Here is a 15,792-nt window from a genome sequence, read left to right on the forward strand (position 1 = left end):
GGTCCTGTTTGCGCCGCGTCCCGTCGTCATCGGCCTGCTCTGCTTTGGGCCTCGTCCGTCGCGGTATGGGTTTGTTTTGGCGGTCAATCGTGGCCTGATCTTGGCGGGCATCGTACATTTTCGGGGAAACGAAAGATTTTGTGCTAATTCTCATAACCAAATGAAATATAAAGGCTAAATTTCAAATTCACGATATCGGCAGCGGTTTTTCAGCAGCAGAGGGAGCCGACACCCTGCCCGAATCCGCGCGGTTTTTCCGGTTTTTCTGGCTTTGCCGTTGATTTTCCGGGATAAGAAAGAAAAGACGAGAACGAGGCAAAGCAGGATTTCCGCGGCAATGCAGCGGCTGACAGGCGTGATGGTGATCTGCGCGGTGCTGGGCGGCGTGCAGGCTGCGGCCGAAAACGGCCCGCAGCCCTATCCCGATTTCACCTTCAAACGGGTGGGGGTGCCCGAGCCGGGTACGCGGCGGCTGACGATTCAGATCGACCCCAAGGAACAGGCGCGGCTGTTGCAGGCGGTAATGCCGCCGCCCGTGGCAGCTGCCGCCAGTCCCGAAGCAGCGGCCACGCCGGACCCCTACGGCTGGTTCTGGTCCGAAGTTTCGCCAGCGCTTGGCGACGGGGCGGGGCGGTTTCAGCAGGCGATGGTGGTGCTCGGGCGGGCCCCGGGCGCGGACCAGTCGGGGCTGCGGTTGCAGCAGTTGCAGGACATTGCGGCGGTGCATGGCAAGGCGATACTCACGGCCACCGTGGGCACCAGGGTTTCGCCAGCGCTGGTGCTGGCGGTGATCGCCGTCGAAAGCGGTGGTCGCGCCGATGCGGTTTCGCGCTCGGGGGCGGTCGGGCTGATGCAGCTCATTCCCGCCACCGCCGACCGCTTCAAGGTGGCCGACAGCACCCAAGCTGCGCAGAACATTCGTGGCGGCGTTGCCTACCTTGATTGGCTGATGCGCGAGTTCGGCGGTGACCCGGTTCTGGTGCTTGCCGCTTACAATTCGGGCGAGAACGCGGTGAAGGGTGCCGGTGGCGTGCCGGGCTACCCCGAAACCCGAGCCTATGTGCCCAAGGTGCTTGCCGCCTGGGCGCTGGCGCGCGGGCTGTGCCTGACGCAGCCGGAACTGGTGTCGGATGGCTGTGTGTTTGCGGTGCGGGGCTGAGCCATGGCCGAGACCGCAAAACCGCTGGTGCTAGATGTCGACGGGACGTTTCTCAAGACCGACATGTTGCTGGAGGCGTTCTGGTGCGGGCTTGGCCGCGCGCCCTTTGCCACGCTTGCCTGCCTGCGCCACCTAGCGCACCCGGCGCGGCTGAAGGCAGAACTGGCGCGGGTGGCACCGCTGCGCACCGATCTGTTGCCGCTGAACCCCGAGGTTGCCGCGCTGGCGCTTGCCAGCCATGCCGAGGGGCGCGAGGTGGTGCTTGCCTCGGCCTCCGACGTCACCCAGGTGGCGCGCCTGGCGGCGGATTATGGCTTTTCCACGCAGGTCTATGCTTCGGATGGCGCGGTGAACCTGAAGGGCGAGGCCAAGGCGCAGGCACTTCTGCGCGACATGGGCGAGCGCGGCTTTGACTATGCGGGCAATTCTACCGCCGATCTTGCGGTCTGGAAGCGCGCCGAGAATGCGCTGGTGGTGGGCCGGGTGCGCGGCACCGAGGCCTTGACCGCCGCTGGCCAGACCGTGGTGCAACTGCCCGGCGGCTGGTCCTGGCGGGCGCTGGCCAAGGCATTGCGCCCGCATCAGTGGGTGAAGAACGTGCTGCTGCTGTTGCCGATGATCGCCTCGCATCATTTCGACAGCGCCACGCTGGTGCAGGTGCTCTGGGGCATTCTGGCGTTTTCCGCCGCCGCCTCGGCGATCTATATCGTCAACGACCTGCTGGATCTGGAGGCCGACCGCCTGCACCCGACCAAGTGCCACCGCCCGTTTGCCTCGGGCGCGGTGCCGATTGGCGTGGGAATGGCGGCCTCTGGCGCGCTGGTGGCGCTGGCGCTGGGGGTGGCGGCAGCGCTGAACCCGAGCTTTCTGGGCGTGGTGGCGCTTTACATGCTTACCTCGCTTGCCTATTCGCTGCGCCTGAAGCGAATGCGCTGGGTCGATATTGCCACGCTTGCGGCGCTATACACGCTCCGCGTGGTGGCGGGGGCGGCGGCGGGGCAGGTGGATACCTCGGTCTATATGCTGATCTTCATTTTCCCGGTGTTCGTGACGCTCGGCTGTGTCAAGCGGCTCACCGAACTCACGCTTGCCACTTCGGACGAGCGGCTGCCGGGGCGCGGTTATGGCCGCCCGGACCGGGGCGATCTGCTGAATGTTGCCGGGCTCGGGGTATTTGGCGCGCTGCTGATCTTTTTTCGCTATTCGCTGTCGGAACAGGGGCGCGAGCTTTACCCCGACACCTGGCTTTTGTGGCTGGCGATGCTGCCGATGGGCTGGTGGCTTATCCGCATGGTGGTGCTTGGCTGGCGCGGCAAGCAGGACTATGACCCGATCGTGTTCGCGCTGCGCGACAAGCTTGGCCTCGGCATTCTGATGCTGACGCTCAGCCTGATGTTCTGGGCGGCGGGGATGTGGTCGGACTGGTTCGGCGGTCTCGGCTTCTGAGGTTCAGATCTTCAGCCTCTTGAAGATCGGCTCCGGCACCATGCGGATGATCAGCATGATCCAGCGCCAGAAGAAGGGCGCATAGATCACGTTGCGCCGCTTGCGCGCCGCCCTGAGAATGGCGCGTGCCACCGCTTCGGGCGCAGCCACAATGAACATGCCGGGCAGGCCCCAGGTCATGGCGGTATCGACAAAGCCGGGCTTTACCGTGACCACATGCACCCCTGACCGCCCAAGGCGGTTGCGCAAGCCCGACAGGTAGGTGTGAAACGCCGCCTTGGCCGCGCCGTAAACGTAGTTTCCAAGCCGCCCCCGGTCGCCCGCCACCGAGCCGATGCCGACAACAGAGCCGCCACCGCGCGCCTCAAGCATGGGCGCGAGAAGGTGCAGAAACTCGGCGGGGCCGGTGAAATTGTCGGCCAGAACGCCGCCGATCAGGCCGGGGTTGCCGTCAATCTCGGCCTGCGGCGGCATCGAGCCGGTGAAAACCGCCACGTTCAGCTCTCCCTCCTCGGCAGCGGCGCGCGCAAGGAGCGGCGCGAAGCATGCGGCATCGCGGGCATCGAAGGGTATCGCCTCGGCCAGCCGCGCGCCGCGCAACCGGCAATCGGTGGCGATCAGTGCAAGGTCGGCCGCGTCGCGGCCCGCCAGCAGCAGCCCCGCACCGGTTGCGGCGAGCGCGCGGGCGGTGGCGCGGGCCATGGCGGAAGAGGCGCCAAGAATGATCCAGGTCTTGTCCATCATGCCGCACTCCTCAGCCCGAGCCTGCGCACGAGGTCGGTGATCAGATCGCCATTCGGGTCGGCGCGAAGCACCTCTTCGCGCCATTCGCCTAGTTCGGGATACATGGCGCGCACCGGGCTGCCTTCGGCCAGGCTGTCCTTGGCGAAGTAAAGTCGCCCGCCCGCCTCGACGGTGCGCCCTTCAAGCCTGCGGATCAGCGCGCGCGCCGCATCGCGGTTTGGGAAATCGATGGCGAGGGTGTAGCCTTCCATCGGAAAGCTGAGATAGCCCGCGCGCCCCGGCCCCATGCGTTTGAGCACCGCCAGCGGCGAGCAGAGGCCGGATTCGGCGATCTCCGCCAGCATCGCGCGCAGGGCGGGTGCCGAGCTCAGCGGCACCACGCATTGGAACTGGTGAAAGCCGCGCCGCCCGTAAAGCCGGTTCCATTCAAGGATCTTGTCGAGCGGAAAGAAGAAGGCACCGACCGCTTTCACCGTGGTGCGCCCGCGTGCCGGAACGCGGCGGTAGTAAAGCGCGTTGAAGGCCCGCACCACCGGGGCGGAAAGCGCGAAATGCGGCGCGTTCATCGGCACGGTGGCGGCTGGCACATGGTCTTTCACCAGCCCCGCAGACGATTCCGCCTCCTCGACAATGCCGCGCCCAAGCGACGCGCCCTTGGCGGTGCCGTCGATCCAGCCGACGGTATAGGTGGCGGTCGATGCGTCAAGCAGGGCCAGATGCTCGTCCCAGTTCTCGGCCCGCCGCTCGGTCACCATCATCGCGGCACCGTTGCAGGGGCGCATTTGCAGGGTGGCCGAAACGATTACCCCGGTCTGGCCAAGCCCGCCTGCGGTGGCGCGAAATAGCGGCGTGCCCGCCGCGACCTCGACCAGTTCACCATGTTGCAGCAGGGTCAGACGGGTGACGTGCTGGGCAAAGCTGCCGGCGTTGTGGTGGTTCTTGCCGTGCACATCCTGCGCGATGCAGCCGCCGATGGTGGCAAAGCCGGTGCCGGGCATGACGGCGGGCAGCCAGCCCTTTGGTGCGAAAAGCGCGGCGAGATCGCCGATCCGCACGCCCGCCTCGGCCTCCAAGAGGCCGCTGGCGGGGTCGAAGGCCAGCAGCCGGTCAAGCCGGGTCATGTCGATGGCGCGGCCTTCGCCGTTGGTCGCCGCATCGCCATAGCTGCGGCGCAGGCCGAAGGCGGGGGCGGCGGGCAGGGCCAAAAGCTCGGCGCGCCGTTCAGGCCGCGCGATCTCGCCCGTTACCTTCAAGGCGCGGCCCCAGCCGGAGTATTCAGCGGTCTTCCAGATCATCTTCGGCCTCTCAGCGATATGCGTTCGGCGAGCGGAAACACCGCAAGCCCGATGGCGATGGCGAACCACAGCGTTGTTACCCGGATCACGGCGGTTGCGGCAAGCGCCACCTCCATCGGCACCCCGCCCGCCGCCAAGAGCGCCACCATTGCCGCCTCTGCTCCGCCGAGGCCCCCCGGCGCGCCGGTCAGGCCCCCGGCGAGCGAGGCAAAGAGAAAGATCGCCAGCGCCTTCCAGAGCCCGATATCGGCCCCCATCCAGCCCAGGAGCAGGTGGAAGGCATAGCCCTCGGCACCCCAGCCGACGAGGCCCGCTGCAAGTGCTGCGGCCATGGTGGGCGGGTGGCTGAAGCGGGCAAGGCTGCGCGCGGCGGCGCGGGCGCGGACGAATCCGCGCCGAAAGCGCCCGCTGGCGCGGTAGGTCAGTGTCAGCGCCGCCGCGAGCAGGCGCGGCCGCGTCACCACCACCCCCGCGCCAAAGGCGAGCACCACGACCGGTAGCGCCCCGGCGATGCCCCCTGCCGCAAGCGACACCGCGAGGCCGAGCAGCAGCGCCATGGCCAAAAGGTCATAGGCGCGGTCCATCAGCACCAAAGGGGCCGAGCGTTCGACCGCCCATCCGGTTTCGCGCCGGATCCAGCGCATCCGCACCAGCTCGCCCACCCGGCCCGGTGTCACGCTCATCGCAAAACCGCCGAGGAAATGGCGCAGGTTGGCGGCAAGGCCGGTGGGCAGGCCTAGCCGCTGCGCGAAGATGTGCCAGCGCAGCCCGCGCAAGAGGTAGTTGGCCGATGAAAGCAGCAATAGCGCGATGACCTCCAGCGCCGTCAGCCGGGCGATCTGGCCCCAAGTCTCGCGCCAGCCGGTAGCGGCGGCAAGGCCGATAAGGCCGAAGGCGACCAACGCCAGAAGCCCCGCCAGAAGCGCACGGTCGCGCCAGCGGCGGCTGGGCACGGCTGGCGGCGTGAGGGGCGCGCTTTGCATGTTCATTACCGCGCGATTAGCGACGGATTGGGGCAGGAATATGGAGTTGTTTCCGAATTGATAACAGTGAATTCGTCACCATGGCAAAGGGCGGCCCGCCGGGGCCGCCGCTTCGGCAGTTCAGCCGGTCAGTTGACCAGCGTCGCTTCGGTCGCAGCGCGCAGTTCCGCCTCGGTCACGCCATCGGCCAGTTCGACAATCTTCAGCCCCCCCGGCACCACGTCGAGCACGCCAAGGTTGGTGATGATCCGGTGCACGCAGGCCTTGCCGGTAAGCGGCAGGGTGCATTGGTGCAGCACCTTCGATTCGCCGTGCTTGTTGGCGTGGTCCATCACCACCACCACGCGCTTGACCCCTGCCACAAGATCCATCGCGCCGCCCATGCCCTTGACCAGTTTGCCGGGGATCATCCAGTTGGCCAGATCGCCGTTCTCGCTCACCTCCATGGCACCCAGAATCGCCATGGCGATCTTGCCGCCGCGGATCATCGCGAAACTTTGCGCGCTATCGAAATAGGCGGAATGCGGCAATTCGCTGATCGTCTGCTTGCCGGCGTTGATCAGGTCGGCGTCTTCCTCGCCCGCCAGCGGAAACGGGCCAATCCCGAGCATGCCGTTTTCCGATTGCAGGGTCACGGTCATGCCTTCGGGAATGTAGTTCGCCACCAGCGTCGGAATGCCGATGCCGAGGTTCACATACATGCCGTCTTGCAGTTCCTTTGCCGCCCGCGCGGCCAGTTGGTTGCGATCCCAGGGCATGTCAGGCGCTCCTCACTGTGCGTTGTTCGATGCGTTTCTCGTGATGCCCCTGAATGATCCGGTGCACATAGATGCCGGGCAGGTGGATGCAGTCGGGGTCAAAGGTGCCGACCGGCACGATCTCTTCCACCTCGGCCACGCAGACCCGGCCACAGGTGGCGGCGGGCACGTTGAAGTTGCGCGCGGTCTTGCGGAAGACGAGGTTGCCGCTGGTGTCGGCCTTCCAGGCCTTGACGATGGCAAGATCGGTGACGATCCCGGTTTCCAGAATATAGGTCTCGCCGTTGAAATCCTTGTGTTCCTTGCCCTCGGCAATCACCGTGCCGACCCCGGTCTTGGTGTAAAAGCCGGGAATGCCCGCGCCGCCCGCCCGCATCCGCTCGGCCAGGGTGCCTTGCGGGTTGAATTCCAGCTCGAGCTCGCCCGAAAGAAACTGGCGCATGAATTCGGCGTTTTCGCCGACATAGGACGATTGCATCTTCTTGATCTGCCGCGTTGCCAGCAACACACCAAGGCCGAAATCATCGACCCCGCAGTTGTTCGAGGCAATGGTGATGTCTTTCGTGCTCGCGTCCTTGATGGCGGCAATCAGCAATTCCGGAATGCCGCAAAGACCGAAGCCCCCGGCGGCAATCGACATGCCGTCATGCAAAAGACCGTCGAGCGCGGCGCTGGCGCTGGCATAGACCTTTTTCATCGAAAACTCCCCCCAAGAACCGGTCGGCGAAGTTGTGACGCCTGCCAAGCGCCAAGTCAATTGCCGCAGCGCGGCAAGGGCCGGAAGCGCGCCACGGCCTTGCGCTTGGCAATGGGCTGCGCGAAACTGGGGCGCTGGATGGGAATGTTTGATGCGGATTTTTCTGGCACTTGTCCTGGCGGTCGGTCTGGCGGGATGCGCGCGCGATGCGGCACGTCAAGACATGGCAACCCAAAGCGGCACCGGCGCGCGCCATGCCCATGCGCAGCTTTACCTTTCCGCGACCGGGCCGGAAGCCGGTGCCCGGTCTTTCCTGTTCTCGGGGCTTGATGCCGCGCGCAGCTCGATCGCGCTTTATTCTATTGCCGATGGCGAGCTTGCGATTGAGGGGCGTTGCGACGGCGCGCTGTTGCTGCGCCAAGAGACATCGAACGAAATCACGGCGCAGCGCGTGGCCTTGGGCAAGAGTTTCGCGGCCACGCTTGGTCACCGTTCGCGCGGAGATGTCTGGCTTGAACCGGCTGCCGAAACCAGCCGCTGCACGCTGCGAGTAAATCCGCAGCGCGGCGCAGGCTATGACATCGTGCTTGAGCGCGAAGAGACGGCAGACCCGGCGCTGGCGGCCCTTGATGCGCGGCGTGACACCTGCCTGCTGCCCGACACCGCGCGGCTTTCGCCCCTGGAAAGGGTATTTTATGCGCCGCGCGATCTGTCGCAAAGCTGCGTGATGCCGGCGGGCACCCCGCGATTTCTGGGAAATGCGCTCGAGGCTTTCAATGCCAAGGTCGAGGCGCTGACCGGGGCGCGGCTTTCGCAATCGGCGCTTGATGCGGGCAACCCGACCGCGCCGATAGATTTTTCGCGCGCGCCGCAGCTTGACTACATCTGGCTTTCCTACCTCAACCTGCGCGCCGACTATTCGGGTTACATGATCTCGCGGATGCTTGCCTACCATGCGGCGCGCGGTGCCGTGGTGCGTATTGCGGTGACCGATGTGCTGATGCTGCCGTTCGACCGCGCGATTTACGAGGAGCTTGCAGCGCGTTACCCCAATGTGCAGTTGCAGCTGTTCCGCTGGGAGGGCGAGAGCGCGGCCGAGCGCGAGAATCCGCTGCACACGATCCACCGCGACCAGCATATCAAGGTCTTTGCCACTTTGGCGCGCGACCCCGCGCGATCCCGCGTGATCATGGGCGGGCGCAATCTGCATGATCCCTTCGTGTTCGATGCGCCGCGTGACCTTTCGGCCTTCCCGTTCCTGCGCAGCTACAAGGTTGACCAGCAACTGACGCTGAGCTTTTTCCTTGCCTACGAAGATTTCGAGATCGAGTTGCGCGGCGGGGCGACAGTGCGCAGCGTGGTGGCGCATCTGGCCAGCTACTGGAACCGCGACCACGCGAGCCAGCGCCCGCGCACATTCTCGATCAACGCCCCCGGCGGGGTGGCACAGGGCGGCATGCGGCATTTCATTTCGGTGCCCTATGCCGATGGTCGCGCGCAGGAGGCGCTGTTTGTCGAGTTGATCGACGCGGCGCGGAGCAGCATCGTTTTCACCGCGCCCTTCCTCAACCTGCCGACCTCGCTCGATGCCGCGTTGCGCCGGGCGGCGGCGCGGGGGGTCGAGGTTCGAATCATCGCGCGGGTGGATATTGATGAGCCTGCGGGCGCTTTTTCGGCGGCGCTCAACAAGCTTTTCTTCGAAGATTATGCCGATCTCTTCACCATCATCGGTTATGATCCGCACCCGCGCACGCTGCACACCAAGATCTATGTGTTCGACCGGCAGTTGGCGGTGGTCACCTCGACCAACCTCAATCAGCGAAGCTTTCTGCACGATACCGAGAATGGCGTGATGATCATCGACCCCGCGACCGTGGCGCGGCTTGAAAGCGTGATCGAGGCCTATGCCGCTCGAGGCATTCCGATGGGAACGGAAATCGACATTCCCTTCGCGATGCGCGCCTTGTTGGGCATCGCCGGGGTGCGGCGGCTGTTCTAGATCAGCCTTCGATCAGGCCGGTGCCCGGCGCGGCTGCGGCGCGGCTGGTTTTCGCCCCCGCCTTGGGCTTGGCCGCCGCCTTGGGCTTGGCCGCCGCCTTGGGCTTGGCAGCCGAGTTGGGCTTGGCCGCCGCCTTGGGCTGGGCGGCGGATTTGGGCTTGCTTGCGGCCTTGGGCTTGGCGGCGGATTTGGGCTTTGCGGTCTTGCCCTTGCCGCCCTTGGCGGCGCGCTCGGCCAAAAGCGGCAGCGCCTCGGCCAGCGTCAACGCCTCGGGCACGACGCCCTTGGGCACCGTGGCATTGACCTTGCCCCATTTCACATATGGCCCGTAGCGGCCCGGCATTACCACCACCTCGCCGCCTTCGGGGTGCTCTCCCAGGCTCGCCAGCGCGGCGGTCGCGGCACCGCGCCCCGGCCCGCGCGCCGCCTTTTGTGCCAGCACCTCAAGCGCGCGGTTCATGCCGATGGTGAAAACCTCGTCGGCATCCTTCAGGTTGGCGTAGGTCGCGCCGTGCTTGATGTAGGGGCCGTAACGCCCGATCCCGGCCTCGATCAAGGTGCCATCCTCGGGGTGCTGCCCGACCGGGCGCGGCAGCGCCAGCAGTGCCAGTGCGCGGTCGAGATCCATGGCTTCGGGTGCCCAGCCCTTGGGCAGGCTGGCGCGCGGTGGCTTGGGGTTTGCTTCGCTCGCCTCGCCGCGCTGCACATAGGGGCCAAAACGCCCGGCGCGCAGCGTGACCATTTCGCCCGCATCTTCGCCCAGCACCTTGCCATCGAGCGCCGCCTCGTCGCCATTCGGGGCCGAGAGCGGGCGGGTGTAGCGGCATTCGGGGTAGCTTGAACAGCCGATGAAAGCGCCGCCGGAACGCGCCGTGCGAAGGCTGAGCCTCCCCTTGTTGCACGACGGGCAAAGCCGTGGGTCGCCGCCATCTTCGCGCAGCGGGTAAAGATGCGGCGCCAGAACCTCGTCGATCTTTTCCAGAACCTCGCTCATTCGCAGTTCCGCGGTTTGCGCCAAAGCTGCCGCGAAATCGCGCCAGAAGGCGGCGAGCACCTCCTTGTAATCGCGCGCGCCTGCCGAGATGTCATCAAGCTGGTCTTCGAGATCGGCGGTGAAATCGTATTCGACGTATTTGCCAAAGTAATTGGTCAGGAACGCCGTCACCAGCCGCCCGGTATCGGCGGCGATCAGGCGGTTCTTGTCCTTGGTGACATAGCCGCGATCCTGAATCGTGGTGACGATGCTGGCGTAGGTCGAGGGCCGCCCGATGCCAAGCTCTTCCATCCGCTTCACCAGCGTTGCCTCGGTGTAGCGCGGCGGGGCCTGGGTGAAATGCTGCTCCGGCGTCACCGAGCGTTTCGCCGCCGGTTCCCCGGCGGTGATCTGGGGCAGGCGGGTGCCGTCTTCGCCTTCGTCGTCGTCGTGGCCCTGATCGTAGATTTTCAGGAACCCGTCAAACAGCACCACCTGGCCGGTGGCGCGCAGCTCGACCTCGCCATCGGGGCTGGCGATATCGACCGTGGTGCGCTCCAGCCGCGCCGCGGCCATCTGGCTGGCGATCGTGCGCTTCCAGATCAGGTCATAAAGGCGGCGCTGGTCGGCCTCCAGATGCAGCTTTTCGGGCGAGGCACCCATGTCTGTCGGGCGGATGCATTCATGCGCTTCCTGCGCATTCTTGGCCTTGTTCTTGTACATCCGCGGACTGGCGGGCACATAGTCTGCACCGAACCGCCGCTTGATCTCGTCGCGCGCCGCCATCACCGCTTCGGGGGCCATGTCGATGCCGTCGGTGCGCATGTAGGTGATGTGCCCGGCCTCATAAAGCCGCTGTGCCGCGTTCATGCAGGCCTTTGCCCCCATGCCCATCTTGCGGCTCGCCTCCTGTTGCAGGGTCGAGGTCATGAACGGTGCCCAGGGGTTGCGCGCAGCGGGCTTGGCCTCGACCGATTTCACCGCGAATGTGCGGGAAGTGACGGCCTGCACCGCCAATTCGGCCTCGGCGGCGCTTGCAATATCGAATTTGTCCAGCTTGCGCGCGCCAAGCACGCTCAGCCGGGTCTCGTATTCCTTGCCGGCGGGGGTGGCGAACACTGCCCCGACGCTCCAGTATTCGCGCGCCCGGAACGCCTCGATTTCCATCTCGCGCTCGACGATCAGGCGCAGGCAGACCGATTGCACGCGGCCCGCCGATTTCGCCCCCGGCAGTTTGCGCCAGAGCACCGGGCTGAGATTGAAGCCCACCAGATAATCCAGCGCGCGGCGCGCAAGATAGGCTTCGACCAGGGCGGTATCGACCTCGCGCGGGTGTTTCATCGCCTCGCTGACGGCGGTTCTGGTGATCGCGTTGAAGGTGACGCGGCTGACCGTCTTGCCCTTTTTCAGCGCGCTGCGCAGCACCTCCTGCAGGTGCCACGAAATCGCCTCGCCCTCGCGGTCGGGGTCGGTGGCGAGGATCAGCGTGTCATCGGTCTTCAGCGCCTCGGTGATGGCGCGGATGTGTTTGCGGCTTTCCGGAGCCACCTCCCACTGCATCGCGAAACCGGCTTCGGTATCGACCGAGCCATCTTTGGCGGGCAGGTCGCGGACATGGCCGTAGGAGGCGAGCACGGTATAATCGGAGCCGAGATATTTGTTGATCGTCTTGGCCTTGGCAGGGGATTCGACGACGACAACGGCCATGACTACCTCGAGCTCGGTCAATAAAAGCGCTTTGGGGGCGGAACATGGGGGGCGCAGAGGGGCAATGTCAATGCGCCTTCGCCATTGTGGCTGTTGACGCGGGCGGGCGGCGGTGGCCCAATGCCGGCATCAAAACGGGGAGGGTGTCGATGCGTGCGGTCATGGTGGCGGCGGTTCTGGCAATGGCGCTGGCGGGCAGTGCCGGCGCGCAGGCCTGGGTAACACCCGAGCGCGGCAGCGCCACCCGCGCGGCGCTGATGGATGCGATCCGCCCGCATGCGGAATGGATGCTGGGCGCGCCGGTTGAATTCCGCGTCAACGAATTGCGGCTGCTGGGCGACCGCGCCTTTGCCATGCTCGAGGCGCAGCGCCCCGGTGGCGGCCCCATCGATGTGCTGAACACGCCGATGGTGGAGCGCGGCGAGTTCGACCCCTATATCGCTGATACCGCGCATATCGAGGTGCTCTATGTGAAATCCGGCCAGACCTGGGTGGCGCTGCACTGGGCGATCGGAGCCACCGACGTGTGGTATTCCTGGGAGCCGATCTGCGCGCCGTTCCGCGCCCTGATCCCCGAGGCTTGCCCCTTCGGCTGAAGTGCGGGGCCAGCGCGCCGGGTGCCCGATGCAGCAGCGCGGCCCTTGCGCCGCCCGCCGCCGCGCCTTAGCTTGCCCGCGCCCTTTCGGAGCCTGGCCATGAACCGCAATGATGCGTCGCCCTCGGCGGGCCGCGAGCCTGCCACCTTGCTGCTTGGCACCATTGCGGCGCTCGATGCGCTCGATTTTGACGCGATCATCGACGTGCGCAGCCCGGCCGAATTTGCCGAGGACCATGTGCCGGGGGCGATCAACCTGCCGGTGCTGAGCAACGAGGAACGCGCCCGGGTCGGCACCATCTACAAGCAGGTTTCGGCCTTCGACGCGCGCAAGATCGGCGCGGCGCTGGTCGCGCGCAACGCTGCGGCGCATCTGGAATCGGCGCTTTCGGGGTTGAGCGGTGGCTGGCGGCCGATGGTCTATTGCTGGCGGGGCGGCCAGCGCTCTGGCTCTTTCGCCTCGATCCTGGCGCAGGTGGGCTGGCGCGTCACGCTGCTGGCGGGGGGCTACAAGAGCTGGCGGCGGCTGGTGGTGGCCGAGGTGCAGGAAACCCCGCTGCGCCCGCCGGTGGTGGTTCTTGACGGCAATACCGGCAGCGCCAAGACCGAGGTGCTGGCGGCGGTTGCGGCGGCGGGCGGGCAGGTGATCGACCTTGAGGGGCTGGCCAACCATCGCGGATCGCTGTTCGGCGCGATGCCGGGCGGACAGCCGAGCCAGAAGGCCTTCGAGGGGCGGCTGGCGCGGGTTCTGGCGCGGCTCGACCCGGCGCGCCCGGTGCTGGTCGAGGCCGAAAGCTCGCGCGTGGGAGATCTGATCGTGCCGCGCAAGCTTTGGGCGGCGATGTGCGCGGCACCGCGGGTGCGGTTGGCGGTACCGCTGGAAGCACGCGCCGAATATCTGGCGCGGGCCTATGCCGAGGCAGCGGCGGAACCCGGGCGGCTTGCCGCCACCATCAACCAGATGCGCCGCCTGCACCCCGCCGAAACAATCGCCGACTGGCTGGCGCTGGCCGAGGCGGGCGCGCATGCGGCGCTGGCCAGGGCGCTGATGCACGAACACTACGACCCCCGCTACGGCCGCCAGCGGATCAGGCATGCGGTGGCGGGCGAGGTCGAGCTGCCGGTGGCGCGGCTTTACCCCGAAGACCTGCCGGGCATTGCACGGCAGGTGATGGCAGCGGCGGGCTTCTAAAGCCTGTCCGACAAAAGTGGACTCCGGTTTTGTCGCCAGACAGGCCCCAGCGCGGTCAGGTCACGGTCAGATGCGGCGGCCCTTCGCCCAGGCTGCCGATGATCGCCGCCCCGGCCCCGCAGGCGCGCAGCTTCAGCAAGGTTTGTTCGGCGAGTTCCGCGGGCACCGCCGCGATCAGGCCGCCCGCGGTCTGCGGGTCGGCCAAAAGGTCGGTGCGGGCACCCGGCGGCGCGGTCATCCGCCCCGCCAGCGCCGCCAGATTGGCGGGCAAGAGTGAGGAGGCGTGCCCCGCCTCGGCCAGCGCCAGCGCGCCCGGCAGAAGCGGCACCGAGGCGAGATCAACCCGCGCCGCCAGCCCCGAGGCATCGAGCAGTGCCAGCAGGTGCCCGGCAAGGCCAAAGCCGGTGACATCGGTCATTGCCCGCGCCACGGTGGCCAGCAGGGCCGCCTCTGCCGCCTGCGCGCGGCACATGCTGGCAAGCGCCGCCGCCACCGCTTGCCCCGGTGCCGCGCCGATCATCTCGGCGGCAAGCACCACGCCGGTGCCGATCGGTTTGGTCAGAATCAGCGCATCACCCGGCTGCGCCCCGGCAAGCCTGATCGGCGCGCCCGCGCAAAGGCCGGTGGCGGTGAAGCCGAGTGTCAGTTCGGCCCCGCTTGCCGTATGGCCACCGACCAGATCGGCACCTGCCTCGGCGCAGACAGCGGCGGCGGCGGCCAGAACCTCGGTAAGGCTGCGCGCCTGCAGCGTTTCCGACATCGGCGGCAGCGTGACCTGCGCCAGCATCGCCTGCGGTGCCGCCCCCATTGCCCAGACATCGCCCAGCGCGTGCACCGCAGCAATGCGGGCCGCAAGCCAGGGATCGGGCGTGAAGGCGCGCATATGGTCGGTGGTAATGACCTGATACTCCTCGCCGGCGCGCAGCACCGCTGCATCGTCACCGGCGCCCGCCGCCACATCTGCCCTGCCCGGCGCGGGCAGGTTGGCAAGCGCCGCAGCGAGCGGCGCATGCGCCATCTTGCCGCCGCAGCCACCGCAAAGCGGCTTGCCACCCGCCAGCGCCTCGCGCACGCCATGTGCCAGCCGTGCAGGCAGCGGCGGCGGTGCCATGCGGGGCAGATCGTGCACCTTGGCCATGAAGGCGGTGTCGATCCGGTTTTTCCAGCGCCAGAGCCAGCGGCCATGCAGCGGCAGGTGCCATTTGTCGGCCACTGCAGTGCCGCCACCAGCGAAGATGAGCTTGAGGTAATCGCGTTGCGGCGCATAGGCGCGCATCTGCCCGCCGCCAAGCACCGCCTGCAGGTTGTGAAACAACACTGGCGCCTGACGCACCGCATAGACCCCGGCCTTGGGGCGCGGCGCAAAGTCCATATGCGCGATGTCGCCCGCCGCGAAGATCAGCGGATCGGTGCGCGATTGCAGCGTCGGGCCAACTTCAACAAAGCCCGCGCTGAGCGCGAGGCCGGTTTCCGCGAGCCAGCCCTGCGGGCGGGTGGCGGCGCTGCCGAGGATGAATTCGGCCTCGATCACGCGATCATCGGCAAGATGCACCGCATGGGCCGCAACCCGGACCACCGGCGCGCCCAGGATCAGCCGCATTCCCGGCTGTGCCAGCCGCGCACAAAGCCGCTTTCGTGCCCCGCGCCCGAGCGCGCGCAGCGGCGTGCCCGCCTCGATCACCGTCACCTCGGCCTTCGGCCCCAGCCGTTCATGCGCCGCGAGCGCGAGTTCCACGCCCGCCACGCCGCCGCCGATCACCACGACCCTGCCGAGCGCTTGGCCCGCTGCTACGCTTTCCGCGTAGGCCTGCCAGCGGTCGGCAAATGCGTCGAGCGGCTTGACCGGCACCGCGTGGCTGGCGAACCCCGGCAGCGCGGGCATTTCGGCCGAAATGCCGATGTCGATTGAGGCAAGGTCATAGGCAACCCGGCCGCGCCCCTCGACCTCTATCTGCTGCAAGCTGCGGTCGATGCCGCTGACGCGGCCAATGATCAGCCGGGCCCCGGCGTGGCGGGCGAGCTTTACCAGATCAAGCGCCAGCGCGCCGCGCGGGTAGACCCCCGCAACATGTCCCGGCAGCATGCCGGAATAGGTGGCGGTGGCGCTTGGCGAGATCAGCGTCAGCCGCACTCCGGGCAGCGGCTTCATGCCCCACATCCGCAGCACCAGGGCATGGGCATGGCCACCGCCGATCAGCACGAGGTCGCGGGTGAGCGGGAGCGGCGGATTTTGCATTGGGGCTC

General features: G+C 67.0%; 12 protein-coding genes. 5 read left to right on the forward strand and 7 right to left on the reverse strand.

Translation table 11 applies throughout. The annotated features are described in order from the left end of the window. Nucleotides 1-337 precede the first annotated feature (337 nt). Together Q8J98_RS00875 and Q8J98_RS00880 are read left to right on the forward strand one after the other, a co-directional pair. Complete coding sequence (locus Q8J98_RS00875; RefSeq protein WP_305292639.1) at nucleotides 338-1,159, forward strand: lytic transglycosylase domain-containing protein; 822 nt, start codon at nucleotides 338-340, stop codon at nucleotides 1,157-1,159. 3 nt (nucleotides 1,160-1,162) lie between these two features. Further along, nucleotides 1,163-2,605, forward strand: a complete 1,443-nt coding sequence (locus Q8J98_RS00880; protein WP_305292641.1) for a UbiA family prenyltransferase — start codon at nucleotides 1,163-1,165, stop codon at nucleotides 2,603-2,605. Between the two features lie 3 nt (nucleotides 2,606-2,608). On the opposite strand, the gene Q8J98_RS00885 is transcribed toward Q8J98_RS00880, so the two are convergent. The 5 genes from Q8J98_RS00885 to Q8J98_RS00905 all read right to left on the reverse strand — a co-directional run bounded on the left by Q8J98_RS00885 (nucleotide 2,609) and on the right by Q8J98_RS00905 (nucleotide 7,082). Next, a complete protein-coding gene (locus tag Q8J98_RS00885; RefSeq protein ID WP_370868039.1) occupies nucleotides 2,609-3,349 on the reverse strand; it encodes an SDR family NAD(P)-dependent oxidoreductase in 741 nt (246 codons plus the stop codon). Beyond that, nucleotides 3,346-4,644: an FAD-binding oxidoreductase gene (locus Q8J98_RS00890; RefSeq protein WP_305292643.1), complete on the reverse strand. Its 1,299-nt coding sequence runs from the start codon at nucleotides 4,642-4,644 to the stop codon at nucleotides 3,346-3,348. The genes Q8J98_RS00885 and Q8J98_RS00890 overlap by 4 nt, the downstream gene beginning before the upstream one ends. After that, nucleotides 4,641-5,627, reverse strand: a complete 987-nt coding sequence (locus Q8J98_RS00895; RefSeq protein WP_305292645.1) for a lysylphosphatidylglycerol synthase transmembrane domain-containing protein — start codon at nucleotides 5,625-5,627, stop codon at nucleotides 4,641-4,643. Before Q8J98_RS00895 ends, Q8J98_RS00890 begins: the two co-directional genes overlap by 4 nt. Nucleotides 5,628-5,755: 128 nt before the next feature. Beyond that, on the reverse strand, nucleotides 5,756-6,385 hold the full coding sequence (locus Q8J98_RS00900; RefSeq protein WP_305183564.1) for a 3-oxoacid CoA-transferase subunit B: 630 nt from the start codon (nucleotides 6,383-6,385) through the stop codon (nucleotides 5,756-5,758). 1 nt (nucleotide 6,386) lies between these two features. Next, complete coding sequence (locus Q8J98_RS00905) at nucleotides 6,387-7,082, reverse strand: CoA transferase subunit A (RefSeq protein WP_305292647.1); 696 nt, start codon at nucleotides 7,080-7,082, stop codon at nucleotides 6,387-6,389. Nucleotides 7,083-7,233: 151 nt separating this feature from the next. Between Q8J98_RS00905 and Q8J98_RS00910 the strand changes: the two genes are divergently transcribed. Then, a complete protein-coding gene (locus tag Q8J98_RS00910; protein WP_305292649.1) occupies nucleotides 7,234-9,081 on the forward strand; it encodes a phosphatidylserine/phosphatidylglycerophosphate/cardiolipin synthase family protein in 1,848 nt (615 codons plus the stop codon). Nucleotide 9,082: 1 nt separating this feature from the next. Here the strand turns inward: Q8J98_RS00910 and topA are convergent, their stop codons facing one another. Next, nucleotides 9,083-11,761, reverse strand: a complete 2,679-nt coding sequence (topA, locus tag Q8J98_RS00915; RefSeq protein ID WP_305292651.1) for a type I DNA topoisomerase — start codon at nucleotides 11,759-11,761, stop codon at nucleotides 9,083-9,085. 149 nt (nucleotides 11,762-11,910) lie between these two features. On the opposite strand from topA, the gene Q8J98_RS00920 reads away from it, so the two are divergent. Both Q8J98_RS00920 and mnmH read left to right on the forward strand, forming a co-directional pair. Beyond that, nucleotides 11,911-12,357, forward strand: coding sequence for a hypothetical protein (locus Q8J98_RS00920; RefSeq protein ID WP_305292653.1), 447 nt, complete (start codon nucleotides 11,911-11,913; stop codon nucleotides 12,355-12,357). Nucleotides 12,358-12,456: 99 nt separating this feature from the next. Beyond that, nucleotides 12,457-13,548 carry a tRNA 2-selenouridine(34) synthase MnmH gene (mnmH, locus tag Q8J98_RS00925; protein WP_305292655.1) on the forward strand — a complete coding sequence of 364 codons (1,092 nt, stop codon included), beginning with the start codon at nucleotides 12,457-12,459 and terminating at the stop codon, nucleotides 13,546-13,548. A 55-nt stretch (nucleotides 13,549-13,603) separates the two neighbouring features. On the opposite strand, the gene selD is transcribed toward mnmH, so the two are convergent. Then, on the reverse strand, nucleotides 13,604-15,784 hold the full coding sequence (selD, locus tag Q8J98_RS00930) for a selenide, water dikinase SelD (RefSeq protein ID WP_305292657.1): 2,181 nt from the start codon (nucleotides 15,782-15,784) through the stop codon (nucleotides 13,604-13,606). Nucleotides 15,785-15,792 lie beyond the last annotated feature (8 nt).

This window comes from Phaeovulum sp. (genome assembly GCF_030684035.1).
Taxonomy (GTDB): Bacteria; Pseudomonadota; Alphaproteobacteria; order Rhodobacterales; family Rhodobacteraceae; genus UBA6213.

Coding starts and splice junctions, on each gene's coding strand:
- Q8J98_RS00875 (WP_305292639.1), top strand. CDS start 338: ATGCAGCGGCTGACAGGCGTGATGGTGATCTGCGCGGTGCTGGGCGGC.
- Q8J98_RS00880 (WP_305292641.1), top strand. CDS start 1,163: ATGGCCGAGACCGCAAAACCGCTGGTGCTAGATGTCGACGGGACGTTT.
- Q8J98_RS00885 (WP_370868039.1), bottom strand. CDS start 3,349: ATGATGGACAAGACCTGGATCATTCTTGGCGCCTCTTCCGCCATGGCC.
- Q8J98_RS00890 (WP_305292643.1), bottom strand. CDS start 4,644: ATGATCTGGAAGACCGCTGAATACTCCGGCTGGGGCCGCGCCTTGAAG.
- Q8J98_RS00895 (WP_305292645.1), bottom strand. CDS start 5,627: ATGCAAAGCGCGCCCCTCACGCCGCCAGCCGTGCCCAGCCGCCGCTGG.
- Q8J98_RS00900 (WP_305183564.1), bottom strand. CDS start 6,385: ATGCCCTGGGATCGCAACCAACTGGCCGCGCGGGCGGCAAAGGAACTG.
- Q8J98_RS00905 (WP_305292647.1), bottom strand. CDS start 7,082: ATGAAAAAGGTCTATGCCAGCGCCAGCGCCGCGCTCGACGGTCTTTTG.
- Q8J98_RS00910 (WP_305292649.1), top strand. CDS start 7,234: ATGCGGATTTTTCTGGCACTTGTCCTGGCGGTCGGTCTGGCGGGATGC.
- topA (WP_305292651.1), bottom strand. CDS start 11,761: ATGGCCGTTGTCGTCGTCGAATCCCCTGCCAAGGCCAAGACGATCAAC.
- Q8J98_RS00920 (WP_305292653.1), top strand. CDS start 11,911: ATGCGTGCGGTCATGGTGGCGGCGGTTCTGGCAATGGCGCTGGCGGGC.
- mnmH (WP_305292655.1), top strand. CDS start 12,457: ATGAACCGCAATGATGCGTCGCCCTCGGCGGGCCGCGAGCCTGCCACC.
- selD (WP_305292657.1), bottom strand. CDS start 15,784: ATGCAAAATCCGCCGCTCCCGCTCACCCGCGACCTCGTGCTGATCGGC.